This window comes from Streptomyces sp. R35 (genome assembly GCF_041053035.1).
Lineage (GTDB): Bacteria > Actinomycetota > Actinomycetes > Streptomycetales > Streptomycetaceae > Streptomyces > Streptomyces lutosisoli.
Map to the genome: position 1 here is coordinate 2101520 of NZ_CP163440.1, position 26733 is coordinate 2128252.

General features: G+C 71.0%; 27 protein-coding genes and 5 tRNA genes. 11 read left to right on the plus strand and 21 right to left on the minus strand.

All coding sequences use genetic code 11. The annotated features are described in order from the left end of the window. Positions 1–148 precede the first annotated feature (148 nt). A complete protein-coding gene (locus AB5J50_RS09910; RefSeq protein ID WP_327427327.1) occupies positions 149–595 on the minus strand; it encodes a hypothetical protein in 447 nt (148 codons plus the stop codon). Between the two features lie 171 nt (positions 596–766). Here AB5J50_RS09910 and AB5J50_RS09915 point away from each other — a divergent pair, with 171 nt between their 5' ends. Continuing rightward, a complete protein-coding gene (locus AB5J50_RS09915) occupies positions 767–1291 on the plus strand; it encodes a DsbA family protein (protein WP_327427328.1) in 525 nt (174 codons plus the stop codon). Between the two features lie 28 nt (positions 1292–1319). On the opposite strand, the gene AB5J50_RS09920 is transcribed toward AB5J50_RS09915, so the two are convergent. The 3 genes from AB5J50_RS09920 to AB5J50_RS09930 all read right to left on the minus strand — a co-directional run bounded on the left by AB5J50_RS09920 (position 1320) and on the right by AB5J50_RS09930 (position 4077). Next, entirely contained in the window at positions 1320–2144 is an 825-nt protein-coding gene (locus AB5J50_RS09920) for a GNAT family N-acetyltransferase (RefSeq protein WP_369256774.1), read from the minus strand. A 71-nt stretch (positions 2145–2215) separates the two neighbouring features. Continuing rightward, positions 2216–3037, minus strand: coding sequence for an aminotransferase class IV (locus AB5J50_RS09925; RefSeq protein ID WP_369256776.1), 822 nt, complete (start codon positions 3035–3037; stop codon positions 2216–2218). Beyond that, positions 3034–4077 (minus strand): chorismate-binding protein, encoded by a 1044-nt coding sequence (locus AB5J50_RS09930; RefSeq protein ID WP_369256778.1) that lies wholly within the window; start codon positions 4075–4077, stop codon positions 3034–3036. Before AB5J50_RS09930 ends, AB5J50_RS09925 begins: the two co-directional genes overlap by 4 nt. A gap of 157 nt (positions 4078–4234) precedes the next feature. Here AB5J50_RS09930 and AB5J50_RS09935 point away from each other — a divergent pair. From AB5J50_RS09935 to AB5J50_RS09955, 5 genes are all read left to right on the plus strand, one after another. Further along, positions 4235–4307, plus strand: a tRNA-Gly gene (locus AB5J50_RS09935). A gap of 39 nt (positions 4308–4346) precedes the next feature. Then, positions 4347–4420: transfer RNA gene (locus AB5J50_RS09940), tRNA-Cys, on the plus strand. Position 4421: 1 nt separating this feature from the next. Further along, a tRNA-Val gene (locus AB5J50_RS09945) sits at positions 4422–4493 on the plus strand. Positions 4494–4520: 27 nt separating this feature from the next. Beyond that, positions 4521–4592: transfer RNA gene (locus tag AB5J50_RS09950), tRNA-Val, on the plus strand. Between the two features lie 40 nt (positions 4593–4632). Then, positions 4633–4707, plus strand: a tRNA-Val gene (locus AB5J50_RS09955). A gap of 124 nt (positions 4708–4831) precedes the next feature. On the opposite strand, the gene AB5J50_RS09960 is transcribed toward AB5J50_RS09955, so the two are convergent. The 4 genes from AB5J50_RS09960 to AB5J50_RS09975 all read right to left on the minus strand — a co-directional run bounded on the left by AB5J50_RS09960 (position 4832) and on the right by AB5J50_RS09975 (position 7257). After that, positions 4832–5131, minus strand: a complete 300-nt coding sequence (locus AB5J50_RS09960; RefSeq protein WP_327427332.1) for a zf-TFIIB domain-containing protein — start codon at positions 5129–5131, stop codon at positions 4832–4834. Between the two features lie 74 nt (positions 5132–5205). Further along, a complete protein-coding gene (locus AB5J50_RS09965) occupies positions 5206–6141 on the minus strand; it encodes a phosphotransferase (protein ID WP_369256780.1) in 936 nt (311 codons plus the stop codon). Between the two features lie 431 nt (positions 6142–6572). Beyond that, entirely contained in the window at positions 6573–6782 is a 210-nt protein-coding gene (locus AB5J50_RS09970; protein ID WP_327427334.1) for a hypothetical protein, read from the minus strand. A gap of 199 nt (positions 6783–6981) precedes the next feature. Then, entirely contained in the window at positions 6982–7257 is a 276-nt protein-coding gene (locus tag AB5J50_RS09975) for a hypothetical protein (RefSeq protein ID WP_060902353.1), read from the minus strand. 196 nt (positions 7258–7453) lie between these two features. On the opposite strand from AB5J50_RS09975, the gene AB5J50_RS09980 reads away from it, so the two are divergent. Beyond that, positions 7454–8770, plus strand: a complete 1317-nt coding sequence (locus AB5J50_RS09980) for a serine/threonine-protein kinase (RefSeq protein ID WP_369256782.1) — start codon at positions 7454–7456, stop codon at positions 8768–8770. Between the two features lie 40 nt (positions 8771–8810). On the opposite strand, the gene AB5J50_RS09985 is transcribed toward AB5J50_RS09980, so the two are convergent. The 10 genes from AB5J50_RS09985 to AB5J50_RS10030 all read right to left on the minus strand — a co-directional run bounded on the left by AB5J50_RS09985 (position 8811) and on the right by AB5J50_RS10030 (position 22061). Further along, positions 8811–9629 carry a TrmH family RNA methyltransferase gene (locus tag AB5J50_RS09985; RefSeq protein ID WP_369256784.1) on the minus strand — a complete coding sequence of 273 codons (819 nt, stop codon included), beginning with the start codon at positions 9627–9629 and terminating at the stop codon, positions 8811–8813. 64 nt (positions 9630–9693) lie between these two features. Continuing rightward, on the minus strand, positions 9694–10938 hold the full coding sequence (gene cobA / locus AB5J50_RS09990; RefSeq protein WP_369256786.1) for a uroporphyrinogen-III C-methyltransferase: 1245 nt from the start codon (positions 10936–10938) through the stop codon (positions 9694–9696). 245 nt (positions 10939–11183) lie between these two features. Further along, positions 11184–14915 (minus strand): nicotinate-nucleotide--dimethylbenzimidazole phosphoribosyltransferase, encoded by a 3732-nt coding sequence (cobT, locus tag AB5J50_RS09995; RefSeq protein ID WP_369256788.1) that lies wholly within the window; start codon positions 14913–14915, stop codon positions 11184–11186. 345 nt (positions 14916–15260) lie between these two features. Next, positions 15261–16472 carry a precorrin-6y C5,15-methyltransferase (decarboxylating) subunit CbiE gene (gene cbiE / locus AB5J50_RS10000; RefSeq protein WP_369256790.1) on the minus strand — a complete coding sequence of 404 codons (1212 nt, stop codon included), beginning with the start codon at positions 16470–16472 and terminating at the stop codon, positions 15261–15263. 206 nt (positions 16473–16678) lie between these two features. Next, entirely contained in the window at positions 16679–17317 is a 639-nt protein-coding gene (locus tag AB5J50_RS10005) for a GNAT family N-acetyltransferase (protein ID WP_327427339.1), read from the minus strand. Positions 17318–17466: 149 nt separating this feature from the next. Continuing rightward, positions 17467–18297 (minus strand): MetQ/NlpA family ABC transporter substrate-binding protein, encoded by an 831-nt coding sequence (locus tag AB5J50_RS10010; protein WP_369256792.1) that lies wholly within the window; start codon positions 18295–18297, stop codon positions 17467–17469. 47 nt (positions 18298–18344) lie between these two features. Then, positions 18345–19175 carry a MetQ/NlpA family ABC transporter substrate-binding protein gene (locus AB5J50_RS10015; RefSeq protein ID WP_369256794.1) on the minus strand — a complete coding sequence of 277 codons (831 nt, stop codon included), beginning with the start codon at positions 19173–19175 and terminating at the stop codon, positions 18345–18347. 90 nt (positions 19176–19265) lie between these two features. Next, complete coding sequence (locus tag AB5J50_RS10020) at positions 19266–20003, minus strand: methionine ABC transporter permease (RefSeq protein ID WP_327427343.1); 738 nt, start codon at positions 20001–20003, stop codon at positions 19266–19268. Then, positions 20000–21034, minus strand: coding sequence for a methionine ABC transporter ATP-binding protein (locus AB5J50_RS10025; protein WP_369256797.1), 1035 nt, complete (start codon positions 21032–21034; stop codon positions 20000–20002). Before AB5J50_RS10025 ends, AB5J50_RS10020 begins: the two co-directional genes overlap by 4 nt. A gap of 379 nt (positions 21035–21413) precedes the next feature. Further along, entirely contained in the window at positions 21414–22061 is a 648-nt protein-coding gene (locus AB5J50_RS10030; RefSeq protein WP_369256799.1) for an HAD family hydrolase, read from the minus strand. Between the two features lie 64 nt (positions 22062–22125). Here AB5J50_RS10030 and AB5J50_RS10035 point away from each other — a divergent pair, with 64 nt between their 5' ends. The 3 genes from AB5J50_RS10035 to AB5J50_RS10045 are packed head-to-tail and all read left to right on the plus strand — an operon-like array spanning position 22126 to position 23304. Further along, complete coding sequence (locus tag AB5J50_RS10035; RefSeq protein WP_369256801.1) at positions 22126–22443, plus strand: hypothetical protein; 318 nt, start codon at positions 22126–22128, stop codon at positions 22441–22443. Positions 22444–22493: 50 nt separating this feature from the next. Further along, the gene (locus AB5J50_RS10040; protein ID WP_330303245.1) at positions 22494–22853 is read left to right on the plus strand and encodes a hypothetical protein; all 360 of its coding nucleotides are present in this window, start codon (positions 22494–22496) and stop codon (positions 22851–22853) included. Position 22854: 1 nt separating this feature from the next. Continuing rightward, entirely contained in the window at positions 22855–23304 is a 450-nt protein-coding gene (locus AB5J50_RS10045) for a hypothetical protein (RefSeq protein ID WP_327427348.1), read from the plus strand. 23 nt (positions 23305–23327) lie between these two features. Here the strand turns inward: AB5J50_RS10045 and AB5J50_RS10050 are convergent, their stop codons facing one another. The 3 genes from AB5J50_RS10050 to AB5J50_RS10060 form a co-directional block, all read right to left on the minus strand. Continuing rightward, positions 23328–23831: a GNAT family N-acetyltransferase gene (locus AB5J50_RS10050; protein WP_369256804.1), complete on the minus strand. Its 504-nt coding sequence runs from the start codon at positions 23829–23831 to the stop codon at positions 23328–23330. A 58-nt stretch (positions 23832–23889) separates the two neighbouring features. Continuing rightward, positions 23890–24384, minus strand: coding sequence for a sigma-70 family RNA polymerase sigma factor (locus tag AB5J50_RS10055; RefSeq protein WP_327427350.1), 495 nt, complete (start codon positions 24382–24384; stop codon positions 23890–23892). A gap of 74 nt (positions 24385–24458) precedes the next feature. After that, positions 24459–25640, minus strand: a complete 1182-nt coding sequence (locus AB5J50_RS10060; protein WP_369256806.1) for a glycerophosphodiester phosphodiesterase — start codon at positions 25638–25640, stop codon at positions 24459–24461. A gap of 309 nt (positions 25641–25949) precedes the next feature. Between AB5J50_RS10060 and AB5J50_RS10065 the strand changes: the two genes are divergently transcribed. After that, the gene (locus AB5J50_RS10065) at positions 25950–26702 is read left to right on the plus strand and encodes a lysophospholipid acyltransferase family protein (RefSeq protein ID WP_327427352.1); all 753 of its coding nucleotides are present in this window, start codon (positions 25950–25952) and stop codon (positions 26700–26702) included. Positions 26703–26733: the final 31 nt, after the last annotated feature.

Below are 26733 nucleotides of genomic sequence, written 5' to 3' on the forward strand. Positions count from 1 at the left end.
GCGATGATGGCGCAGCCGACCCCACTCGCGCGATCAACACGCCCGGAAAATGCGGGAGTTCGCCGGATCATGTGAGGGGCGCGCCAGAACATGAGCACTTACGCGCACTCCGGGGAGCCCCCGTGCAGTGTTGTGTCGTTTCAGCCGGTCATATGCCGTGCTTCTTGAGGATGGCTTCGATGTCGCTGAAGTCCTCCCCTGAACCCGTGGCCCGGGGCTTTGCCGCGGGGCGGGCGGCCGGGCGGGAAGCCTGGGTCAGCGAGGGCGCCGAGGCCGAGGGGGCGACCGCCTCGCGCTGGGCGGCCTCCGCCGCCTTGCGTTCCTTCCGCGTCCCGACGCCGCGGCGCCGCTCCACGGCTCGCGTGCTCGTGAACAGCAGCCAGGCGCCGCCGAGCACGACGAAGCCGGCCCACGCGGTCGGGCTGAACGCGGTGTCGGCCAGCCAGCCGACGACCCCTGTCATCACCAGGCCGATCGGCACCAGCGAGTACGCGGCGATACGGGCGGCCGCCAGGAAGCGCTTGCGGTAGGCCGTGACCGCGGCGATGCCCAGGCCGGCCACGGAGACGGCGGAACAGACGGTCTCGGCAATCATCCGGTCCTCCAGGGCAGGGCTCGGTCGAGCAGGGGCGGTTCGTCCCTTCCATCCTGCACCTCTCCACGCCCGGTATGCCATGCTCCGGGCGGACCTCAGGGACATCTCCGGGTCGGCGTCCTCCCCAGGTCCCGGTTGGGCCGCCCCCACCGGGGCTGGGAGACTGGCTCCATGAACGACTCCTCCTCCGCCCGTCCCGCGGCCGCCGTCCTGGACGTCTGGTGCGAACTCCAGTGCCCCGACTGCCGCGGCGCTCTCGCCGACCTGAGCGCGCTGCGCGCCCGCTACGGCGACCGCCTGGAGCTGCGGCTGCGGCACTTCCCCCTGGAGAAGCACAAGCACGCCTTCGCCGCGGCGCAGGCCGCCGAGGAAGCCGCGGAGCAGGGCCAGGCGTGGCCGTACGTCGAGGCGGTGCTCGGCCGCGTCGAGGAGCTGGACCGTGAGGGAGAACCCTTCCTGGTCGAGGTCGCCCGTGAACTCGGCCTGGACGCCGAGGAGTTCGACACCGCCCTGATCGACGGCCGGCACATCCTGATCGTCGACGCCGACCAGGCCGAGGGCAAGGCCATCGGAGTGACCGGCACCCCGACGTACGTCATCGGCGGCGAACGCCTCGACGGCGGCAAGAGCCAGGAGGGCCTGCGCGAGCGCATCGAGGAGATCGCGGACCGGCTGCTGGCCGAGCAGGAGTCGTAACGTCGTCACCCGGCGGAAGCCGTAGCTCCTAGAGCAGGCTCTTGTAGAGGTGGTACACCGTCGTCTCGTAGCCGAGTGACTCGTAGAGCCGCTCGGCCGGGGTGTTGCCCGCGAAGACGTTGAGGCCGATGCGGTGCTTCCCGGCGGCCACCGCGTGGGCTTCGGCGAGCAGCATCAGCGTACGGCCGTGGCCCCGGCCGCGGTGTGCGGCGTGGACCTCGACGTTGTAGACGAAGGCGCTTCCGCGGCGCTCCCCCAGCCACAGGTCTCCGACCGGGGTCCCTTCGTGTTCCAGGACGCTGAACAGCATGTTCTCCGTGGCGAGACCCTGCGGCAGCAACTGGTCGTGGTCCTGGTTCGACTTGGCGTACGCCTCGGCCTCCGACACCCCGCGCTGGATCCAGTCCTGCGCGTAGTTCTCCCTGCCCTGCAGGTCCCAGGCGTCGTGCTCGTCCTGCGTCATGGGACGGCCGACGCTCCCGGCGGGCAACTCGGGCGGGGTGTCGCCGAGGGCCTTGTCCATGTGGCGATTGCGGGTCACGTATCCGAGCGCCGTGGTGAGCCGGAGCCCGGCCTCGGCGGCGCCGGGGACCGACGTCTCGATCTGCTCGCAGCCCCAGCCGCGCGCCACCTCCTCGGCGGCGAGCGCGGCCACCGTGCCCCGGCCGCGTCCCCGGTCGGGCTCCTCGATGCGCAGTTCGCGGATCTGGGCGACAGAGGGCCCGAAGTGGAGGTCCGTCGCGAGGTGTATCGCACCCACGGGGCGGCTGTTCACGCACACCTGGTAGCGGCGTGACAGCGACCCGTCGGCGGCATGCTGAAGCGGCTCGGTCGGCCGCAGGGTCGTGGTCATCAGTGGTGTTCTACCCGCCGTGCGGCCCGTGGTCATCTGGATATCCGCGCCGCGAGCCACGTTCTGCCGTTCTACGGATCGAGGTCGTCCCCGGCCCGCTCGTCGAAGATCCGCATCGCCTTGGCGGTCACCGGGCCCGGCGCGCCCGGGAGTTCACGGGCGTCGACCCGGTGCACGGCCTGCACATCGCGCAGTGTGGACGTCAGGAAGACCTCCTCGGCGCTCTGCAGAACGTCCAGCGGCAGATCGGTCTCCTTGGCGCCGGTCCACTCGACGGTGAGGGCGCGCGTGATGCCGGCGAGGCAGCCGGAGGCGACCGGCGGGGTGTGGATCTCGCCGTCGAGGACGACGAAGACGTTGGACCCCGTGCCCTCGCAGAGCTGACCGACCGTGTTGGCGAACAGCGCCTCGGTCGCGCCCTGTTCGCGCGCGCGGGCCAGGGCGACGACGTTCTCGGCGTACGAGGTGGTCTTGAGGCCCGTCAGGGCGCCACGCTCGTTGCGCGTCCAGGGGACGGTGACCGCGGCGGTGGAGTCGGGGCGCCGTGCGGACTCGCCGAGGGCGACGACCAGGGTCGGGCCGTGCTCGCCGCGGTCGGAGCCGAGCGGGCCGTGGCCGCCGGTGTAGGTGATGCGGAGCCGGCCGAGCGGCATCGGGTTGGCGTCCATGACCGCGGCGCAGGCGCGGCGCACCTCGTCGAGGTCGGGCTCGGGCAGGCCGAGGCCGCGGGCCGAGCGGGCCAGCCGGTCGAGGTGGCGGGTCAGCGCGAACGGCCGCCCGTCGACCGCCTTCACGGTCTCGAAGATGCCGTCACCGACGGTCAGTCCGTGATCGAAGACGGAAACGCGGGCGGTCTCGATGTCCTGCAGCCCGCCGTCGAGCCAGATCTTCACCGAAGGGTCCCTTCATTTGCCTCGTACTCTCCCGACGCTACCGCGAGCAGCCGGGAGGCCTTCAGCTCGGTCTCCCGCCACTCCCCCTCGGGGTCCGAACCCCAGGTGATGCCCGCACCCGTACCGAAGCGCAGCACCCCCTCCTCCCGGTCGATCCAGAAGGTGCGGATGCCGACGGCGAGCTCTCCGGTGCCGCGGTCGGCGTCGACCCAGCCGATGCCTCCGCAGTACGGCCCGCGAGGCGCGGTCTCCAGGGCGTCGATGATCCGCAGGGCGCTGGACTTGGGGGCGCCGGTGACGGAGCCGGGCGGGAAGGCGGCGGCGAGGAGTTCGGGCCATCCCGCGTCCTCGCGCAGTTCGCCGTGGACGGTGGAGACGAGGTGGACGAGCCCCGGGTGCTTCTCGACGACGCACAGCTCGGGGACGGTCACGCTGCCGGTGGCGCAGACGCGCCCGATGTCGTTGCGGACCAGGTCCACGATCATCACGTTCTCGGCGTAGTCCTTTTCCAGGAGATCCGCCTCGGTGCGTCCGGTGCCCTTGATCGGGCCCGACTCGACGACCCGGCCGGAGCGGCGCAGGAAGAGTTCGGGGGACGCGGTGGCGATCTCGACCCCGTGACCGGGCAGGCGAATCGTTCCGGCATATGGCGCCGGGTTGCCGCGCGCGAGCAGCGCGGTCAGCTCGTCGACATCGGCGTCGGGAGCGATGGGCGCCCACAGGACGCGGCAGAGGTTCGCCTGGTAGACCTCGCCGGCCGCTATGTGCTCGCGGATACGGCGTACGCCCGCGGTGTATGCGGCGCGGTCGAGGGACGACTTCCAGTCATCGGCTGTGGGTCCCCGCCAACGCCCGGGCACCGGCGCGGGCACCGGCTCCTCTCGTACGTCCCTGAAGCGGGCGCAGGTCAGACGCCCCTCGAAGTCGGCCGAGACGGCCCAGAAACCGTTCGAGTCCAGGGCCGCGGGGTCGCTGGTGACGTCGAGGAGGCCGGTTGCGACGAGGCCACCGAAGCGGGCGAGAGGAGGGAGGTCGAGCACGCAGTCGAGTCTAGGGCGGGTGACCTGCGGGTGCCCCGGCCGTGTCCTTGGAGTGGACGTACCGCAGCACGCTGCACAAACGCGTTTTTGTGCTGGCCCCGGAATCCGCTAGAGTTCAACACGTCGCCGGGACGCGCAAGCCGAACGGAAACGACAAGCGGACGTAGCTCAGTTGGTAGAGCGCAACCTTGCCAAGGTTGAGGTCGCCAGTTCGAACCTGGTCGTCCGCTCGCAGGAAGTGGGGGATCTTCCCGAACCCCTACGCTCCTGGTGGAGTGGCCGAGAGGCGAGGCAACGGCCTGCAAAGCCGTCTACACGGGTTCAAATCCCGTCTCCACCTCCAAGGACGATTAGCTCAGCGGGAGAGCGCTTCCCTGACACGGAAGAGGTCACTGGTTCAATCCCAGTATCGTCCACTGGATCTTCTCGAAGGATCCGTACCCGCGCGATTAGCTCAGCGGGAGAGCGCTTCCCTGACACGGAAGAGGTCACTGGTTCAATCCCAGTATCGCGCACGCAGTACCAGCAGTAAGCGTGGCTTCGGTCGCGTGACCTGCGCGATTAGCTCAGCGGGAGAGCGCTTCCCTGACACGGAAGAGGTCACTGGTTCAATCCCAGTATCGCGCACCAGCCGATGCCCCCGGCCGTCTCGTACGGTCGGGGGCATCGTCATGTCCGGCGTATCCGTACATACGACATCCCTACGTACGAAGAAGGGGCCCCTCCGCTTGGACGGAGGGGCCCCTTCTTCGGTTCAGGACGAGAAGAGCATGTGGCCGAAGCTCTTGTGGCGCTGGTGACCGCCGTGGCCGCCGTAGTGCCCGCCGCCATGGCCGCCGTGCTGCGGGGCGCCCCAGGCCGGAGCGGGAGCCGACGGGTACGCCTGCGGGGCGGCCGGCGGCGGCGCGGGCTGGGACCACTGGCCCTCCAGCCGGGTCAGCGCCTCCAGCTCGCCGTAGTCGAGAAATATCCCGCGGCAGCCGCTGCACTGCTCGATCTGTACACCATTGCGGTTGTACGTGTGCATCTGCGCATGGCACTTCGGACACTGCATGCTCGGCTCAACTCCTCGCCGGTCGGTACTGCTTCCGCCAGGACAGACTCCGCCCGGCTTCGGTCGGTTGCACCTTACGTCGCGAAACCGTGCGCCAACTCGGGCGGGACCGTGCCCATTCGGTCACAGGCGTCGATCACGGCCTGCTGCACCTCGTCCAACGGCTGCCCGGCGGCAACGGATTTGGCGATCGCCAGGGCCGCGGTCTGCACGGTGAGGGCTCGGGCCGCGACGTCCAGGGCGGGCCAGGGGTCGCCGTGCGCGGGGACGGCCGGGCCGCCCGCGCGCTGGTAGGCGGTCAGGAAGCGCAGCCACTCCTCGGGCGGGAGCAGACCGCAGGCGTACCAGGCGGCCGGGCGGGCCAGGTCCCAGGCCGGGGTGCCGACGCCCAGGTCGTCGACGTCGATGAGGAGCCAGGGGCCGGACGGTGCGGGGTGACGGACGAGCTGGCCGAGGTGCATGTCGCCGTGGCACAGGATGCGCTCGGCCGGCGGCATGGGGGCCTCGGCGCGGGCCCAGGCCGGAAGGGCGGCCCAGGCGCGCAGGACCGGGGCGGTGGCGGGGTGCGGGCCGGCCGCGTGCAGGCGGGCGATCGCGCGGGCGGCCTTGGCGGGGCCTCGCATGGGCGGCAGGCCGTCCGGGGCGGGGGTTCGGTGGAGGCGGGCCAGCAGGGTGGCTGCGGCCTCCCAGGGGGCCGCGTCGGGGTTCTCCGGGTCTACGGGGCTGCCGTACGGCCACAACGTCACCAGGCGGCCGTGCAGGTCTGCGGGTGTGGGCGCGAGAGGGGCGAGGAGGGTGTCCGGGAGGTTGGCGGCGACGGTGAGGCGCAGGGAGAGTTCCGCGGGGTCCGTGCCGGGGGCGTGGGCCTTGGCCACGGTGTCGCCGTGGCGGACGACGGTGGCGTCCTGACGATCGGCGAGGACCGTGTCGAAGTGTGCGCAGGGTGTGGGCTCCGTATGGGCCGCGCGCCGCGCCTTGGCGGTCAGCGCCGGCAGCACGTCTGCGGTCACGGGTCCCCCTGGGGTGCGCGGTCGGTTCCGGGCGAGCGTACGTTCTTCGCCCCCGCCGCCCCTACCCGTCCCATCCCTTCCTGGGGGCTGCGCCCCCAGACCCCCCTGAAAGATTGCGCCGTTCCCCGCGCCCCTTGAATGCGTCTGCGGGGCGGTGGGGGGCTGGGCGCGCAGTTCCCCGCGCCCCTAAAAGCACGCCGGTCCGGCCCGGGTTCCTTTAAAGGGCGCGGGGGACTGCGCGCCCAGCCCCCACCCACCCTCAGACAAAGAACCCTCGCTCGGCCCGGTCTGCGGGTCAGTGCAGAAAAAAAATGCCCGCGCAGCTCCCCAGCTGCGCGGGCATTTTGTGCCGTCCGCCGCACCCCCGTCCCCACGGGGTTTCATGGCCGGATGTCCCCGCCCGGACCGCTCTTCCGGGCCTGGGGCGCCGCTCAGCGCCCCAGCATCACGCCCACGGACGACGCTTGTGTGACCACTGCGTCCCAGCCGCCGAAGACGACTACGAGCAGGGCCGCCAGGGGAAGGACCATCGCTGTCGCCACCAATGGGTGGCGCTGACCCTGGCGGCGGGTGCCGAACGCTGCGCCGTACGCCCTGCGTCCCTGCGTGCGGAGTGCTGTCCGCGGTGCCGTGTGGGCCATGGTCCCTCTCCTGACCGAGCTTCTGTTGTGGTTGGCAGCGGCGGGTGTCTGACCTCGGGGGACGAGTGCTGCACCCGCCGCTTGACATCAAATCTAGGCGCGCGGCGCACGTGGGTCGTCATGCCCTCGTACCGATTGCCGGGCCTCCCGGAGGATGAGCGATGACCTGCGGTGTACTCCCCTGGGTGGAGATGAGGACCTAGGTCTCAGGGTCTTCCCGGAGGGGGCGCCCGGTGTGCCCCGACTGTTCCGAGCTGTCCTCCCTCGGGACCGGCTGCTCGACCAGCGCCAGCACCCGGGTCGCCATGAAGCGGGCGGTGCGCACCACTGATCCGCTTCGGGTGACTTCGCTCACTTCCACCACACCTCGGCGTACCGCCGTCTCCACCCGGCGGCCTGCCCTGCTCGCCACCACCTCGTACGTACGCGTCGTGTCCCCGGCGTCCACGACTATCTCGACACGGTCACCCTTCACGGGCCCAATCCCCCTTCTGCGACGGATGGTTGGGATCACAGGCAGCCCAAAGCCAGCCTGTTCACACGCTCCCTGACCACCTTTCAAGTTTCCCACCCGGCACTGACAATCGATCGGGCCGAGAGGGCGCGGCCTCTGCGCGCACCCGGCCGCGGAAACGTAAGCTGTGGCTCGTCAAACGGACCGGGCAGCGGGGATGGACATGGCGATGATGCGCCTGAGGCGCGAGGACCCGCGTGTCGTCGGCTCGTTCAGGCTTCACAGACGGCTCGGCGCGGGCGGGATGGGGGTTGTCTACCTGGGCTCCGACCGGCGTGGCCAGCGGGTCGCGCTGAAGGTGATCCGGCCGGATCTGGCGGAGGATCAGGAGTTCCGGTCGCGGTTCGCCCGCGAGGTCTCGGCGGCCCGGCGCATCAGGGGCGGCTGCACGGCGCGGCTCGTCGCCGCCGACCTGGAGGCGGACCGGCCGTGGTTCGCCACGCAGTACGTGCCCGGGCCCTCCCTGCACGACAAGGTCGCCGAGGAGGGACCGCTGTCGGCCGCCGACGTGGCCGCCGTCGGTGCCGCCCTCTCCGAGGGGCTCGTCGCCGTGCACGAGGCCGGTGTCGTACACCGGGATCTCAAGCCGTCCAACATCCTGCTGTCCCCGAAGGGGCCGCGGATCATCGACTTCGGCATCGCCTGGGCGACGGGAGCGAGCACGCTCACACACGTCGGCACGGCGGTCGGGTCCCCCGGCTTCCTCGCGCCCGAGCAGGTGCGCGGCGCCGCCGTCACGCCGGCCACGGACGTGTTCGCGCTCGGCGCCACGCTCGCGTACGCGGCGACCCAGGACTCACCCTTCGGACACGGCAGTTCCGAAGTGATGCTCTACAGGGTGGTGCACGAGGAGCCCCAACTGCACGGCGTTCCGGACGCCCTGGCTCCGCTCGTACGGGCATGTCTGGCCAAGGACCCCGAGGAGCGGCCCAGCACGCTCCAACTGTCCCTGCGGCTCAAGGAGATCGCGGCCCGCGAGGCACAGGGCATGCCGGATGTACGGCCGCCCGCGCCGCGCACCGATCCCGACCGGCCGACGGGGCGCCTGGCCGAGCAGTACGCCGAGCAGCGCACCCAGCGGCGTCCGCAGGGCACACCCCCGCCGCGCACGGGCGGGACGAACGGCGGCTCGCGTACGGGTTCGCGCCCCGCGCCCGCCCGGAACACCGGCCGCTCCGGCAGCAGGCCCGCGCCCCGCAGCGGTACCGGCCGTCCCGCTCCCCGGACCACCGGCACGGGCCGGCGGCCCGCCAACCCGCGGCTGCTGCGCCAGCGGCTCTTCGTGTTCGTCGTGGTGACGCTGCTCGTGGCACTGGGCATCGCGGCGGCGCAGGGGTGCCAGGGGCCGGCGCGCGGGCTGGACGACGGAGGCGTGCGGAAGGACGTACGGCAGGAGCAGTCGTCGTTCGCACCGCTGCCCACCGGGGATCTGATGGCCGAGCAGTACCGGAGCGAGCTTCAGAAGGACGGCTAGCAGGACGGCCGGGGGTGCGGACGGCCGTCCGTCGGAGCGGTCAGCTCTCCGGGCGGCCCGTCGCCACCGCGTAGAAGGCGACCGCGGCCGCCGCGCCCACGTTGAGGGAGTCGACGCCGTGGGCCATGGGGATGCGGACCCATTCGTCCGCCGCCATCAGGGCCTGCGTGGAGAGGCCGTCGCCCTCCGCGCCGAGCATCAGCGCGACCCGGTCCATCCGGTGCGGGGCCGCGTCGTCCAGGGACCTCGCCTTCTCGTCCGGGGTGAGGGCGAGCAGGTTGAAGCCGGCTTCACGGACCGACTCCAGGCCCTTGGGCCAGGTCTCGAGACGGGCGTACGGGACGGAGAAGACCGCGCCCATCGAGACCTTCACGGAGCGGCGGTAGAGCGGGTCCGCGCAGTCCGGGGAGAGCAGGACCGCGTCCATGCCGAGGGCGGCGGCGGAGCGGAAGATCGCACCGATGTTGGTGTGGTCGTTGACCGCCTCCATGACGACCACCCGGCGCGCGGACCGCAGGAGTTCCTCCGCCGTCGGCAGCGGCTTGCGCTGCATGGAGGCGAGCGCGCCGCGGTGCACGTGGTAGCCGGTGACCTGCTCGGCGAGCTCCGGGCTGACCGCGTACACCGGTGCCGGGAGCTCGTCGATGACATCGCGCATGACGTCGACCCACTTGGCGGACAGGAGCATCGAGCGCATCTCGTACCCGGCGTCCTTGGCGCGTCTGATGACCTTCTCGCCCTCGGCGATGAACAGGCCCTCCACGGGTTCGCGCTTGCGGCGCAGCTCCACGTCGGTCAGGCCCGTGTAGTCGCGCAGACGCGGGTCGTCGGGGTTCTCAACGGTGATGAGATCGGCCACAGGGTGATACTGCCTTGTCCTGGGTGCGGTGCCAACGGCTGGGAACGGGTTGGGTTACCCGTGGTTACTCGGAAGTCTTCAGCGGGCTGTGCACGCCCACGTTCACGACTTCGCCGATGACGATCACCGCCGGGGGCTTCACGTCCTCGGCGCGTACGGTCTCGGCGACCGTCGCCAGGGTCGCGTCGACGCGGCGCTGCGCGGCGGTCGTGCCCTCCTGGACCAGGGCGACGGGGGTGTCGGCCGGCTTGCCGTGCGCGACGAGGGTTTCGGCGATCTTGCCGATCTTGTCGACGCCCATGAGGACGACGAGGGTGCCGCGCAGCTTCGCCAGCGACGGCCAGTCCACCAGGGAGCGCTCGTCGTCCGGTGCGACATGGCCGCTGACCACGGTGAACTCATGTGCGACACCCCGGTGGGTGACCGGGATACCGGCCGCGCCCGGGACCGAGATCGAGCTGGAGATGCCGGGAACGACCGTGCAGGCGATGCCCGCCTCGGCGAGCGCCTGGGCCTCCTCCATGCCACGGCCGAAGACGAACGGGTCGCCGCCCTTCAGCCGTACGACGGACTTGCCCTGCTTCGCGTGCTCGATCAGCGCGTTGTTGATGGCCTCCTGGGCCATGAAACGGCCGTACGGGATCTTCGCCGCGTCGATCACCTCGACGTGCGGCGGGAGTTCGGCGAGGAGGTCGCGCGGGCCGAGGCGGTCCGCGATGACCACGTCGGCCTCCGCGAGCAGACGGCGGCCACGGACCGTGATCAGGTCCGGGTCACCGGGGCCGCCGCCGACCAGGGCGACACCGGGGGTGCGGGTGCGGTGGTGCGGCGCCACCAGGGTGCCGTCGCGGAGGCCCTCCACCACGGCGTCGCGGATCGCGGCGGTGTGGCGGGGGTCGCGGCCCTTGGCGTTCGTGGTGAGGACAGCGACCGTCACGCCCTCGCTGTGGCCCGTCGCCGGGGTCCACGCCGTGGCCGCGTCGGCGTCGTCCGAGCGGACGCACCAGACGCGGTGGCGCTCCGCTTCGGCCGAGGCGTCCGTGTTCGCCTTGGAGTCGCTGGTCGCGATCAGGGCGTACCAGGCGTCGGCGAGGTCGCCGTCCTCGTACGGGCGCTTCGTCCAGGTGATCTCGCCCGCGTCGGCCATCGCCTCGACGGAGGGGGTGGCCTCGGGCGATACGAGGTGGATGTCCGCGCCTGCCGCGATGAGGGACGGGAGGCGGCGCTGGGCTACCTGGCCGCCGCCGAGGACGACTACGCGGCGGCCGGTGAGGCGGAGGCCTACGGGGTAGGCGGGGTGTTCGGCCATGGAGGTGCGGCTCCTCGTGCGGGGCTTTGCCGGGCGGGGCCCCTGCGGCTCTGGAGTGGCCCCTGACGTGCGGATTTTAGGGTGCGGGTCCGGTGGGTGGCTGGGGTGGGTGGGGTTTCTTTCCCCAAGCCCGCCCCTTCCCGAAACCGGGGGCTACGCCCCCGGACCCCCGTTCGTCTGCGGGCCGTGGGCGGCTGTGCCCACCCGTTCCGCCCCAGCGGAACGACTGCCCACAGCCGCGGCGCCTACTTTTCAGTTACTCCCGCCGAATCGAACGTCGCCACCTCGTGCATCGCCCTCGCCGCGCTCTGCACCACCGGCAGGGCCAGCAGCGCGCCCGTGCCCTCGCCGAGGCGGAGGTCCAGGTCGACCAGCGGGCGCAGACCCAGCTTGTTCAGGGCGGCCACGTGGCCCGGTTCGGCGCTGCGGTGGCCTGCGATGCAGGCGGCCAGGACCTCGGGGGCGATGGCGCGGGCGACCAGGGCCGCGGCACCGGCGCTCACGCCGTCCAGGATCACCGGCGTACGGAGGGAGGCGCCGCCGAGGAGGAGGCCGACCATGGCGGCGTGTTCGAGACCGCCGATGGCCGCGAGGGCGCCGATGGGGTCGGCGGGGTCCGGCTGGTGGAGTTCGATGGCGCGGCGGACGACCTCGGTCTTGCGGGCCAGGGTCTCGTCGTTGATGCCGGTACCCCGGCCCGTCACCTCGGACGGGTCGGTGTCCGTGAAGACGGAGATCAGGGCCGCCGACGCCGTGGTGTTGGCGATGCCCATCTCGCCCGTCAGAAGGGCCTTGTTGCCCGCCGCCACCAGGTCGCGGGCCGTCTCGATGCCCACCTCGATGGCCGCGATGACCTCCTCGCGGGACATCGCGGGACCCGTGGTCATGTCGGCGGTGCCCGCGCGGACCTTGCGCGGGAGGAGGCCCGGGGTCGCCGGGAGGTCGGAGGCGACGCCCACGTCGATGACGCAGACCTCGGCGCCCACCTGGTTGGCGAACGCGTTGCAGACCGCGCCGCCGCCCAGGAAGTTGGCCACCATCTGGGCGGTGACCTCCTGCGGCCACGGAGTGACGCCCTGGGCGTGCACGCCGTGGTCGCCCGCGAAGATCGCGACGGCCGCGGGCTCCGGGATCGGCGGCGGGCACATCCGGGACAGGCCCGACAGCTGCGCGGAGATGATCTCCAGCATGCCGAGCGCGCCGGCGGGCTTGGTCATCCGCTTCTGGCGCTCCCACGCCTCACCGAGCGCCTTGGCGTCCAGCGGGCGGATGTTGGAGACCGTCTCGGCGAGCAGGTCATGCGGCTCCTCGCCGGGCAGCGCGCGACGGCCGTAGGTCTCCTCGTGCACGACCCACGACAGCGGGCGGCGCTTGGACCAGCCGGCCTGCATCAGCTCGGGCTCGTCCGGGAACTCGTCGACGTAACCGACACACAGGTAGGCGACCACTTCGAGGTGCTCGGGCAGGCCCAGGGCGCGGACCATCTCGCGCTCGTCGAAGAAGCTGACCCAGCCGACGCCGAGGCCCTCGGCGCGGGCCGCGAGCCAGAGGTTCTCGACCGCGAGCGCGGAGGAGTACGGGGCCATCTGCGGCTGGGTGTGACGGCCCAGGGTGTGACGGCCGCCGCGGGTCGGGTCGGCGGTGACGACGATGTTCACCGGGGTGTCGAGGATGGCCTCGATCTTCAGTTCCTTGAACTGCTTGGCACGGCCCTTGGGCAGCGACTTCGCGTACGCCTCGCGCTGGCGGGCGGCCAGTTCGTGCATCGACCGCCGGGTGTCGGCGGAGCGGATGACGACGAAGTCCCAGGGCTGGGAGTGGCCGACGGACGGCGCGGTGTGCGCGGCCTCAAGGACACGGAGCAGCACGTCGTGCGGGATCGGGTCGCTGCGGAAGCCGTTGCGGATGTCGCGGCGCTCGCGCATCACGCGCAGCACGGCCTCGCGCTCGGCGTCGTCGTAGCCGGGGGCCGCCGGGCCGGTGGACTCTCGTACGTCTTCCACTGCGGCCGTGCTCTCTTCCTGGTCGGCGACCTGGGTGTCCAGGTCCTCCGCTTGCTGTGCGACTACTACGGGCTCCGGCTCCGCGGCGAGCGGTTCCGGTACGGGGAGTGCCTCGGGCCTGGTTTCGACTCGCGGTTCGGCTTCGGCCTCGGCTTCCCGGGGCGCCGGTACGACCGCCGGAGCGATCGGCTCCGCTTCCGCGGCGGGCGTCTCCGGGGATTCCTCGGCGGTCTCCTCGATGATCACCTCGGTGATCGCCTCGACGGTCTCCCCGGCGATCTCCTGAGTGGGGGCGGGCGCCACCACGATCGTCTCGTCCGCGGGCTCCTCGGCCACGGGCTGCTCCTCCGCGGGGAGGGGCGGCACGATCATGGCGTGCGGCGGGGTCGGGGCCAGGTGCGGGGTCGTGGGCACCGTGCCCTCCACGGGCACGAACTGGCCGAGGGGCTGGTCCGCGTGGGGCTCCAGGGGGGTGCCCGGGAGTCCGGACACGCCGGTCGTCCCAACGGCATCGGGGAAGTGCTGCTCGCCGTGGGACCAGTCCGCGGATGCCTGGGGGGCCTCCGCGTGCGCGGCCACACTCACCGGGACGCCGTGCAGTGCCTCGGCGGCGCCGTTCTCGGCGAAAGCGGCCGGGGCCGCGAACTGCTGGGCCTGGAAGGCTTCGAGGCCGGGCACCGACTGGCCGTGCGAGGCGTCCGCGGAGAGCGCGGCCTCGGGAGCGGACGCGACGGCTGCCGCGAGCGGCTGCGGGGCCTCCTCATGGAATCCCGCGTCCGCGAACTGGGCAGCCGGTTCCGGGATGTGAACTCCGGGGTCCGTGAACTGGGCCGCCGGCTCGGCCGGGTCGACTCCGTACGCGCCCTGGTCGGCGAACTGCGGCGGGGCCGCGTGCCCTGCCTGCGGGGCGTGTGCGGGCGCGAGGTCCGGAACCGGAGCGAGGCTCTGCGCAGGCGCCAAGTGCTCGACGTCGGACAGGATCTGCGCCGGGGCGGCCTCGTGCGCGGATGCGTGGGCGGCGTCTGTCTGCCCGGCGTACGCGTTGCCCTCGGTGTCGTCCGTCGCCTGGAAGGCGTGCGGGACCTCGGCGGCCGCCGGGAAGGGCGTCGCGTCCGGAGTCTGCGGGACCTGCGAGCCGTCCAGGGCGGGTGCGGCCTCGGGAGCCTGGGCGCCTGCCGGTTCCTGGGGGGCGGGCGAACCCTCCGCGACCTGGAACGCCTGGGGTTCGGCAGCCGCCTCCGCAATCTGAGCCTGTGCCTCGGGAGCGGGCGCGAGTCCCGGAACCTCGGCGGGCTGAGCCACCTCGGCGACCGGCGGGGCCTCGGCCGGCGTGATGGACTCGAGGGCCGGTCCCGGCTCCGGGACGACCGTTTCTGCAGCCCCCGCGTCGGAAGCCACGGGCGGTGCGCCCCACGGGACCGCGCCCTGCGGCGGAATCTCACCGAGCTGCGGCACATCGAGGTACTCGGGCCCGACCGTCGGCGGACCCGCGTGCCGTACGGGAGTTGCGGGGGCGGCGGCCACGGGATCGGCCACGGGCGACGGGGTGACGAGAGCGGGGCTCACCGGGGCACCTGCCGGGCCGCGGTCGGCCAGCGAGCGCACCGGGCTCGCGGAGCCGTCCGGTGTCGGCGGGCCGAGGTGCAGCGGGCGGCGCGGCGTCGTCGGCTGCGGGGCGGGCGCCAGGTTCGGCGCGCGGACGGCGCCGAGGTCGACCGCGCCGCTGTCGCGCCCGGCCATCTCGTGCGGGCCCGGCTCGTGGAGGAAGGGCATCGGGGCCGGCGGCGGCACCTCGTTGCCCCAAGCGCCCTGGGCTCCCGGGGCGCCCGGCATCAGGAGCAGGTCGTCGTCCTCGGCGGGGTTCTCGGAGGGGTCGAGGAAGGTGTACGCGCCCGGCGCGGTGACGCCCGGCTGCTCCACCATGCCTGCGCTCTCCGGCAATCCCTCGCCCGGGACCTGGCCGGTGTCGGTCATGCGTACCCCTCGCCCATCGGTTAGTGCTTCCAAGTCCAGCTCGCCCGGAACGGCGCACCGACCGCCCCACTGTGAAGAACGAGCGTGCGTGCCCAGCGGCACGAACGACCGGCCAACAAAGACGACAAAGCCATTAACTGGCATTGTCCCGGTCGTCCCGCCCTCGCGACAGCGTGATCCGCGAGCGCCCGCTGTGGACTGCGCCACGTTGCGCGTCCTCCGGTTCTGCCGTACCACACACGCCTCAAAACGGGCGCGTTTTCCGGACATTGACCGACGAAAGGCCGACCACCCGGGAGCGGTACAACGATCGGCCAGCCTACCGCGCGCAGTACGACAACAGGATCACGGGGCGCGATCCGGCAAACGGCCGCTGAGCAGGAACGCGACACTCCGTTCCTTCTCCGTCCAGGCCCTTGTATCGAGTTCGACGGACTGAATGAGCGCGCACTCGACCTCGTAGCCGTGCTCCGTCAGGTCCCGGCCGACGAGTTCGGCCGCGTCGCGGGTGGCGGCGTGCGTCACGATGCGCTGCGGACGGCGGTCGGCGACGGCCGAGACCACCTCCACTCCCCCGCCTCCGACGCGTACGACATCGGGTTCGGGGAGGTTCTCCAGGACGTGCGGCGCGGTGCCGTGCACGATCTGCATCTGGACGCCGAAGCGGCGGGCGGAGTCCTCGGTGCGGGCGCAGCAGCCCGGATTGCGGTCGACCGCGATGACGGCGGCGCCGGTGCGCGCGGCCTCGGTGGCGAAGGCGCCGCTGCCGGAGCCGATGTCCCAGACGAGGTCGCCGACGCGCGGGCCCAGGCGGGCGAGTTGGGCGGCGCGCAGCAGATCCGTTTCGCCTTCGCCGAGCGCACCGCCGTACGCCTGGGCGGGCAGCGCCCAGCCGCGCGGTCCGGTGCCCGGGTCGCGGCCGGCGATCCAGCCGCCGTCCTCGGCCGTGGCCACGAAGCCGCCGATGACGATGACGACGTTGGGGTCGCGCCAGGTGTGGTCGGCGGCCTTGTCGGAGGTGAGGATCGTGACCCGCTCGGCCGCGGTGCCGAGTTCCTCGCAGATGACGAAGGTGCGGTGCACTCCTTCGAGGAGCAGACCGAGTTCGGCGGGACCTGCCCCGGGCGAGGTGAGGACGGCGACCTTAGTGTGGGCGCGGCATACATTCACCGCGCGTCGCAGGGTGCGGCGATGTGCGACGACCACCTGTGCGTCGTCCCAGGGCATACCGGCGCGGGCGAAGGCGGCGGCTACCGAGGAGACCGCGGGCACCACTTCGACCTCCAGGCCGAACTCGCCGCTCCGCAGGGTGCGGACGACGCCGAAGAAGCCCGGGTCTCCGTCGGCCAGGACGACGGCGGTGCCCCGGTGGCTCGCGATCCGGCGGGCGGCGAGGCCGACGCTGCCGAGGCGGATGCGTTCGGCGGTCGCGGGCACCTCGGGGAGTGCGAGGTGGTGGGCCGCGCCGGCCACCAGCGTGGCGGCACCGAGTGCGGAGCGCGCCGCGGCGGTCAGTGGCGAGCCGTCCCAGCCGATCACCGTGACCCGGTCGGCCATCGTCGTCAGTCTCCAGAAGGTTTTTGCAGGTCGTCAGGGGCAGCCCATGGGCAGGCTCCGTGAGGGTACCTGGTGCGGCCGGGGCGGCGCCGCGACGGGCTCCGGCGGGTGGGAGCGGTCCCGCGGATTCCGCCACGGGGCTTCCGGGGCCCGTACCGAAGACTCCAGTGGCTCCCGGGGCGCCCTGTCCGAGGCTCCCGTGGTGCTCAGTTCCAGTCGGAGAACGACGTGAAACCACCGGTGTCGGCGAACTGCTCGCCGACACCGTCGAGGTCCTCCGGCAGCAGGCTCCACACGATGAAGTCGGTGCGCAGGTCCACCCAGGTCCCGTCCTCGGTGCGGGTGCGCGCTATACAGGCGTTGCGCAGCACTCCCTCGCTGATGCAGCCGATCTTCTGGGCGACCTGCTGCGAGGCGGTGTTGTCGGCCGCCGTACGCAGTTCGATGCGCTCGAACTTCTGGTCGCCGAAGAGCCACTGGGCGGTGGCGAGCGCCGCCTCGGAGGCGTAGCCCTCGCCGCGTGCCCAGGGGGCGATGATGTACGAGAGTTCGGTGGACCGCACATGCCAGTTCGTCTTGCCGAGCTGGATGATGCCGACCAGGCGCTGGGTGAGGAACTCGGTGACGGCGAGGTCGAGTCCGCGGCCCTCCGCGCGCTCGGTGGGCGCGTACTCGGTGATCCAGGTGCGGGCGCCGTCCTCGGTGAAGGGCTGGGGCACCGACGTCCAGGCCGCCACCATCTCGTCGTTCATCATCTCGGCCAGGGCGGGTACGTCGTCCTCGTCGAGCGCGCGCAGGACCAACCGCTCCGTACTGATGGAGATGTTGGGGAAGGTGCTCGTCATGCGCCGCTCCGTAACCGTCGGGGACTTCGGGCCCTCGGAAACCGTCGGGCCCGCTGAACTGCCCAGCATGCAGCATGAAACCACTGAACCGCACAACGGGGTCCACTCCGGGTAATGGAGTGGACCCCGTGCGGTAACGGGAGCGGGCGTCAGCCGGAGGTGACCGGCAGGACCGAGCCCTTGTACTTGTCCTCGATGAACTTCTTCACGTCGGACGAAGTGAGCAGCGTCGCGAGCTTCTTGACCCGCGGGTCGTCCTCGTTGCCCTTCTTGACGGCCAGGAGGTTCGCGTAGGGGTTGTCCTTCGCGGACTCCAGGAGGATCGCGTCCTGGGCGGGGCTGAGGCCCGCGTCCTGGGCGTAGTTGTTGTTGATGACCGCGGCCGTCACGTCGTCGAGGGAGCGCGGCAGCTGAGCGGGGTCCAGCTCCTTGAACTTCAGGTGCTTCGGGTTGGCCGTGATGTCCGCCGGGGACGCGGTCGTTCCCGCCCCCTCCTTGAGCGTGATCAGGCCCTTGGAGGCGAGGAGTTTGAGGGCGCGGCCCTCGTTGGTGGTCTCGTTCGGCACGGCGACGGTGGCTCCGTCGGCGAGCTTCGCGATGTCCGTGATCTTCTTCGAGTACACGCCCATGGGCGGCAGGTACGCCTTGACGACCGATACGAGGTCGGTGCCCTTGGACTTGTTGAACTCGTCCAGGAAGGGCTGGTTCTGGTACAGGTTCGCGTCGAGCGTGCCCTCCTGGAGCGCGGTGTTCGGCAGGACGTAGTCCGTGAACTCCTTGATCTCCAGCTTGAGGCCCGCCTTCTCGGCGAGGTCCTTCTTGATGTACGACAGGACCTCGCCGGCCGGGACGGCGGTGGCGCCGACGACCAGGGCGTCGTCGTCACCACCCCCGCCGGAGTCCGGACCCGAGCCACAGGCGGTCACGCCGAGCCCGAGTGCCAGTGCGGCGGCCGCTGCCGATATGACGTGCTTGCGCATCGCGTTCTCCCCCTCGGAACGTTCAGAACGTCTGGACCGAGCAGCGACTAGAAGGACGGGATGACGGAGCCGGCGTACTTGTCCTCGATGAACTTCTTCACCTCGGGCGAGGTGAGGAGCTTGGCGAGCTTCTTGACGCGCGGGTCGTCCTCGTTGCCCTTCTTGACGGCGAGGAAGTTGCCGTACGGGTTGTTCGTCGCGGACTCCAGGACGAGGGCGTCCTTGGCGGGCTTGAGGTCGGCCTCAATGGCGTAGTTGCCGTTGATCACCGCGGCGTCGACGTCGTCCAGGGAGCGCGGGGTCTGAGCCGCCTCCAGCTCCTTGAACTTCAGGTTCTTCGGGTTCTTCGCGATGTCCTTGGTGGTCGCGTCGTTGCCCGCGCCGTCCTTGAGCGTGATGATCCCGTTGGCGGCGAGCAGCTTGAGCGCCCGCGCCTCGTTGACCGTGTCGTTCGGGACGGCGATCGTCGCACCGCTCTTCAGGGCGTCGGCGCTCTTCACCTTGTGGGAGTAGAGGCCGAGCGGCTCCAGGTGCACCGTGACGACGGGCACGATGTGGGTGCCGTTCTTCTTGTTGAAGTCGTCGAGGTACGGCTGGTTCTGGAAGTAGTTGGCGCCCACGGAGCCGTCCTCGGTCGCCGTGTTCGGCGTCACGTAGTCCGTGAACTCCTTGACCTCCAGGTCGAGGCCCGCCTTCTTCGCCAGGTTGTCCTTGACGTAGTCGAGGATCTCGGCGTGCGGGGTGGGGCTCGCGGCGACGATCAGCGGTCCGCTGGTGTCGGAGGAGGCGGAGTCCTTGTCCGAGCCGCAGGCGGTGAGCCCGAAGGTGAGGGCTCCGGCGGCGAGGACGGCAGTGGTGATCTTGGCGGTGTTACGCACGAAAAGTGCCTTTCCATTGGGATGGAGCTACCCCGTGTTGGGTGGTTACGGGGAAATCTGGCGGGTGGGTGAGAGACGCGCTCGGCGTACTCAGGCGACCTTGCTCACGTCGGCGGTCGCGGGCTCCTTGGCTTTCAGCAGCCGCAGCTTCGGCGCGGCACCGGAGTGCCCTCCGCGCCGGTGCAACCCTCGGGCGGCGTAGTCGCCGGCGAACTGGATGACGGAGATGACCACGGCGAGGATGGCCACGGTGATCCACATCAGCCCGGTTTCGAAGCGCTGGTAGCCGTAGCGGATCGCGATGTCGCCGAGACCGCCGGCGCCGACCGTGCCGGCCATCGCCGAGTAGCCGATGAGGGCGACGATCGTGGTGGTGGCGGAGGAGATCAGCGACGGCAGGGACTCCGGTACGAGAACCTTGCGGACGACGGTCCAGGTGTTGCCGCCCATCGACTGCACGGCCTCGACGAGCCCGCCGTCCACTTCGCGGACGGCCGTCTCAACAAGGCGTGCGAAGAAGGGGATCGCCCCGATCGCGAGCGGCACGATGGCGGCCTCGCGGCCGATCGTCGTACCCGTGATGGTGCGTGTGAAGTTCATCAGCGCGACCATCAGGATGATGAACGGCATCGAGCGGGCGATGTTCACGACCTGCCCGATCACCTTGTTCGCGAGGACGTTCTGGAGGAGTCCGCCGCGGTCGGTGAGGACCAGCAGGATGCCGAGCGGGAGGCCGCCGACGATCGCGATGAGGGTGGACCAGCCGACCATGTAGAGCGTGTCCCAACACGCCTGGGACAGCAGCGGCTGCATCTCGGACCAGGTCACTTGGCACCTTCCTTGACCAGTACGGGCTCCTGGCCCTGAATGTCGATCTGCAGGCCCTGCTCGCGCAGGAAGCCGATCGGCACGACGTTGTCCTCGTAGCGGCCGGGCAGTTCGATGCGCATCCGGCCGACCTGCTTGCCCGCGACGGTGTCCATCGCGGCGCCGAGGATCGAGATGTCGATGTTGTACGTGCGCGAGAGCTGCGAGATGACGGGCTGGGTCGCCGCCTCGCCGTGGAAGGTGACGTCGATGACGGTGCGGTCGTCGCCGGTGGCGTCGCCGCTGACCGGGAAGAGCGCGGAGGCCAGCTCGGAGCCGGGTGTCGCGAGCAGTTCGCTGACGGTGCCGGACTCGACGATCCGGCCGTTCTCCATGAGGGCGGCCGAGTCGCAGATGGTCTTGACGACGTCCATCTCGTGGGTGATGAGCAGGACGGTCAGGCCCAGCTGCCGGTTCAGGTCGCGCAGCAGCTGGAGGATGGAGCGGGTGGTCTCCGGGTCGAGGGCGCTGGTCGCCTCGTCGGAGAGCAGTACCTTCGGGTCGCCGGCGAGGGCGCGGGCGATGCCGACGCGCTGCTTCTGGCCGCCGGAGAGCTGGGCCGGGTAGACCTTGGCCTTGTCGGAGAGGCCGACCAGGTCGAGGAGTTCGAGTGCCTTGCGGGAGCGCTCCTTGCCGGAGACGCCGAGGATTTCGAGCGGCAGCTCGACGTTGTCCTGGACGGTGCGCGAGGACAGCAGGTTGAAGTGCTGGAAGACCATCCCGATGTGGCTGCGCGCCGTGCGGAGTTCCCGGCCCGCGCGCGGGCCGCGGCCGGCGAGGGCGGTGAGGTCCTGTCCGGCGACGGTGACCGTGCCGGAGGTGGGACGCTCCAGGAGGTTGACGCAGCGGATGAGCGAGGACTTGCCGGCGCCGGACTGGCCGATGACGCCGTACACCTCGCCTTCACGGACGTGCAGATCGACGCCGTCGAGGGCGGTCACTTCACGGCCGCGCGAGCGGTAGACCTTGGTGAGGCCCGTTGTCGTGATCACTGGGGTTTCCGTCACTGTCGAGTGCGGGGCGTGGGTGTGCGCCGGGCACGGGTGCATTCGGTCGGGAACGCGGCACGGTTCTCGCGGTGGCGATGGAACCGGAGGTATCCGGAGGGGGAGAACTTGTGCGCGGGGCAGCCCGGTCACGTACGCGGTACGGACACAGGGCGCGGCGATCTCGCTTCGGGGCGCGGGATCAGGCGGTGGTGCAGGGGCCCTCTAGAAGGCGCACATTCGACACATACAACGAGCACCGGGCGTCATGGTCGCCTCGGTCGCAAGGATGCGGCTGCTCGTCGTGGTCATGGGATCAAGTAAAGCAGAACCACAGGTGGAGCCTGCCACCACTGTCCGCTATACGGACAGTGGTGGACGCCTTTCAGTCGCGAACGGAGATCTCCACTCCGGTACGCGTGACCAGTACGGACAGGGCGGAGAGGTCCTTGACCACAAGGTCGGCATCCAGCTCGTGGGCCTGGTGGGTTGTGGCCAACGCCACGGTGGTCATACCGGCGGCGCGGCCCGCCTGGAGCCCGGCGGGGGCGTCCTCGAAGACGACGCAGCGGGCCGGGTCGACGCCCAGTTCGCGGGCGGCGAGGAGGTAGGGCTCGGGGTCGGGCTTGCCGCGGGTGATGTCGTCGGCGGCGATCATCGTCTTGGGGCGGATGCCGACCTCGTCGAGCCGCGCCTCGGCCAGCCGCCGGGTGGCGGAGGTCACCACGGCCCAGCGCTCGGCGGGCAGGGAGCCGAGCAGCGCCAGGGTGCCGGGCAGGGCCTGGACTCCGCCGGGTACGTCCTCGACCTCCAGCTGCTCGATCCGCGCGAGGGCCTGCGGGACGATGCCGGCGGGCAGCAGGTCGGCGGCTATCTCGACAGCAGGGCGGCCGTGCAGTTCGATCCGGGCGAAGTCCTCGGCCGTGATGCCGTACTCCTGCGCCCATCGGGTCCAGCACCGGTTCACCGACTCAAGGGATGAGACGAGTGTTCCGTCGTTGTCGAACAGGAGGGCTTCAGCGTGGATCTTCATGCCTTCGACCCTACGGGGCTGCCGGAACTTGCCGGACGGGACCACCGGCGTCGATCCTCCCGGCATGAGACCCGAAGTGCAGGCCTTCGTGACCGACGGGCCGCTGCCCGACCGGGACGCCGGCGAGGACGAGATCGACCGGCGGGTGCGGCAACTGGAGGCGATCACGCGACCTGTCACGGCCGAGGAAGCCGGAGCGCTGGTGGGCTGCTTCGGGCCTGACGACTGCTACGGCGTCGCATGGACATTGCTGCATCTCATCGAGACCGGCCCGAACCCGGCACTCACCGACCGGCCCGCCCCCAACGCCAACGAGTGGCACCACACACTGTGGCGGCGGGCCGCGAACGCCTGGCTCGTCGCCGACGAGACGACCGCCTGACAGCCGGGGGCGAGGGCACCGGGTCTTTTGGGGCGTAATAGGGTCGCGGCATGCTTGATGCCCTGACGGTTGCCACTGCCGTCGCCGCGCTCGCGCTCGCCGCCTGGTGCGGCTGGGCCGCCTACCGTGATCAGCCCACGAAGGACTGGCACTTCATCGGCATGGCCGTGGTGTCGCTGCTCGCCGCGGTTCAGCTGGTGATCGGCATTGTGCAGCTGGCGCGTGGCGAGAAGGCGGAGCAGGGCACGACGATCTTCGTGGCGTATCTGCTCGGCGCCTTCGCGTGCGTTCCGGCCGTGGGCTTCATGTCGCTGGCGGAGCGCACCCGCTGGGGTTCGGTCACGGTGGCGGCCGGCGGAATCGTCCTCGCCGTCCTTGAGGTGCGGCTCTATGACATCTGGGGAGGCTGAGATGACGGCCACGGAGGAGAACGGGATCGTGCCCGGCGAGACGCGGAAGAAGCGGACGCGGCTCATCAGCGGCCCGGGCATGCTGCTGCTCTGGCTGTACGGCGTGATGGTCGTCGGCGCGGTCTCGCGGTCCGCCGTGCAGATCTCGACGGAGTTCGACAAGGCGCCGCTCGCCTACTCGCTGTCCGCGGTCGCGGGTGTCGTCTACGGCTTCATCACGTACTCGCTCGTACGCGGCGGCGAGACGGCCCGCAGGGCGGCGCTTGTGTGCTGCGCCGCCGAGCTCGCGGGTGTGCTGATCGTCGGGACCTGGACGCTGGTGGAGCCGTCCGCCTTCCCCGACGCCACGGTGTGGTCGGACTACGGGATGGGCTATCTGTTCATCCCGGTGCTGCTGCCGCTGTCGGCGATGTACTGGCTGCGCAAGGCCCGTACGGCAGCCGCCCGGTAAGACGTACAGCCGCTCGGTGAGCGCTATGCGCTGGCCGCGAGCGCGCCCGCGTCGGCGCCCTTCGCCAGGGTCACCAAGGTGAGCCGCTCGTCGACCTGTTCCCGGGAGACCGGCGCGTAGCCGTGCTTGCGGTACAGGCGCAGGTTGCGCTCGCTGCGGTGGCCGGTGAAGAGCTGGAAGGACTTGGCCGCACCGTCCGCGCCGAGTTGTGCCTCGATCGCGGCGAGCAGACGTCCGCCCAGGCCGTGGCTCTGCATGCGCGGGTGGACGATGAGCTTGTTGATGCGGGCCGTGCCGTCGGCGTCCACCACGCCGCGGACCGAGGCCACCACCTCTTCTCCGAGCCGGGCCACCAGGACGGTGCCGCCCGCCAGTTCCGCCCTGAGGGAGTCGAGCGGCTGCGTGAGCGGCTCTATGCCGTAGTCGCCGTACAGCTCGGCCTCGCTCTGGTAGCAGAGGTACTGCAGCTTGAGGATCTGCTCGGCATCCTGCTCGGTCGCCGCCGAGATGGTCACGCTCATGCCCATGTGTGCATGCCTCCCGCTCACCTGTTCCACCGGTAGTCCCTCACTCCTATCCCCGCCGTCAGCGAGCCGCAACCTCCACCGTGAGCAATCGACGCAGACATCCCAGACATCTGGAACGTTCCGGACCCAGACTGCCCTGTGAGATACCCAACTCCCCCGCGATCTCCCGGTAGGTGAGGTCCTCCGGGGAGAGCAGCGCCGCCATCAGGCTCGGACAGCGGCCGGGCAGCCGGCGCACCGCGGCATGCAGCGCGCGATGACGGTCGGCGGTCATCGCCTGCTGCTCGGGGCCGGGCCCGCGGTCGTCGGCGGGTTCGGCGGCGTAGGGCAGTTCGATGCGGGCCGTACGGCGGCTGCGGCGGGCCTCGGAGCGTACGGCGCGGCGCACCCACCCCTGCGGGTCGACGGGCGGGCCGCCCGCGTCGAGTCGCTCCAGGAGGCGCAGCCAGACGGCCTGTTCCAGGTCGCCCTGCTCGGCGCCGGACGCATATGCCTCGGCCGAGGCCTCGGCGGCGAGGAGCGGGCGCAGCGTGGCAACCATGTCGTGTGTCATATGCGGCACGACGCGGCCGCCCCGGCGCGAGGTTGCCGGGACGGCCGACTGTCACCCCAACCGGGGTGGCGGGCTCATCCGTTGACGAAGTCCGCGCGGGCGAGCACCGCGGTGTCCGCGTTGTCGGAGAAGACACCGTCGACGCCGGTCGCGAAGTACGTCTTGAATGCCCCGAAGACGTCGCCGTACGCGGTCGGGTCGGTGCCCTTCCGGAAGTTCGCGGGCAGGAAGGGGTTCTCGTTGCGCATGGTGTACGGGTGCAGGATCAGGCCCGCGTCGTGCGCGTCGTCGACCAGCGTGGTCGGCGTGAGGAGGCTGCCGCTCGCGTCCTTCGGGATGACCAGGTCGAGGGTCGGGCCGATGCCCTGCGCGTACGAGGCGATCTCGGCGAGGCCCTGCGGAGTGACGAGGTCGGCGACCGTGCGCGGGTCGCCCGCCTCCACGAAGTCCCAGGGGCGGCTGCTCGCGGCGGACAGCAGCACGACGAGCGGGTTGCCGACGAGCTTGTTCAGGCGCTGGATGCTGCTCGGCTCGAAGGACTGCAGGATGACGGGCGAGTTCTTCTTGTCCTTGCCGTACTTGCGCAGCAGCCCCGCGACCCGCTCCTCCAGGCCGAGGCCCAGCTTGCGGAAGTAGGTGGGGTGCTTGGTCTCGGGGTAGATCCAGACCTGCTTGCCGCGCTTGCGGGTCTGCTCGTCCTGCCAGCGGAGCACCTCTTCGAAGGTGGGGATCTCCCAGCGGCCGTCATAGAGGGTGTTGTGCGGGCGGTTGGCCGGGATGCGCTCGACGGCGCGCAGGGTCTTCAGCTCGGCGAGCGTGAAGTCCTCGGTGAACCAGCCGGTGACGGCGACCCCGTCGAGCGTCTTGGTCGTCTTGCGCCCGGCGAACTCGGGGTGCGCCGAGACATCGGTGGTCCCGCCGATTTCCGGCTCGTGACGGCATACGAGGTGGCCGTCCTTGGTGGGCACCAGGTCGCCCGCCTCGACGACGTCCGCGCCCAGGTCGAGGGCCAGCTGGTACGAGCCGAAGGTGTGCTCCGGCCGGTATCCGCTGGCCCCGCGGTGACCGATGACGGTGGGTTTGGGCAGGCTCTGGTAGCCGCCGCCCCCGTGCCGCTCGTCGGCTCTCGCCGTGCCGGGCAGTCCGAGGACCGCTCCGCCCGCCCCGAGCACCGCGGCCCCGAGCAGGGCTCGCCGCGCCGTGCCCCGCTCCTGTCCGTTCGACTCCTGCGACTCGTGCGACTGCTGCGCCCTCATGAGCGCTCCTCCCGCCGTAGTGCCCCCGCCTGTCAAAGCGGGACGATCGTAGGTGCCCTCCCATGACGGGAGGGAGACCTGCGGTCGAACACGTGGGTGACCCTGGATGTCGTACGGAATGCGGAATGTGATGGTCCGTCGGCTTCGAAGCGAGAGGGGTGGGTAGGCGGTCAGCGAGGACGGGTTCACCCGTTCGCCAGGTGCGGCGCGCGATGTCCGTCACATCGTGTCGCCCGCATGTCGGCCGCCCACTGGCGCGCCACCGCAGGTAAACCTGCGTCAACAGTGCGTATCCAGTCGGTGAACCCGATGTGCAATCACCCGGGGGCCGCGAGTATCGTCCTCACCTGCACAGACTTCCATACCGATCCCTTGACACCGGAGGGCCCGTTGTCCCGCTTCGCGCTCATCAAGGCAGTGCTCGGACCGATCATTCGCCTGATGTTCCGCCCACGGGTGGAAGGCGTGGAGCACATCCCGGGTGACGGTCCGGTCATCCTGGCCGGCAACCATCTCACGTTCATCGACTCGATGATCATGCCGCTCTTCTGCGACCGCCAGGTCTTCTTCATCGGCAAGGACGAGTACGTCACCGGCAAGGGCGTCAAGGGCCGCCTGATGGCCTGGTTCTTCACCGGCTGCGGCATGATCCCGGTCGACCGGGACGGCGGCCGCGGCGGTGTCGCGGCGCTGATGACCGGCCGCCGGGTGCTGGAGGAGGGCAAGGTCTTCAGCATCTACCCGGAGGGCACCCGCTCCCCCGACGGCCGGCTCTACCGCGGCCGTACGGGGATCGCCCGGCTGGCCATGATGACCGGCGCGCCCGTCGTCCCGTTCGCCATCATCGGCACGGACAAGATCCAGCCCGGGGGTGCGGGTATGCCGCGGCCGGGTCGCGTCACGGTTCGCTTCGGTGAGGCCATGGAGTTCTCGCGGTACGAGGGTATGGACCGTGACCGGTATGTGCTGCGGGCCGTGACCGACTCGGTGATGACTGAGGTCATGCGGTTGTCGGGGCAGGAGTACGTGGACATGTACGCCACGAAGGCGAAGGCCGCGTAGCCGCGCAGCGAAAGCGGAAGACCGCACAGCG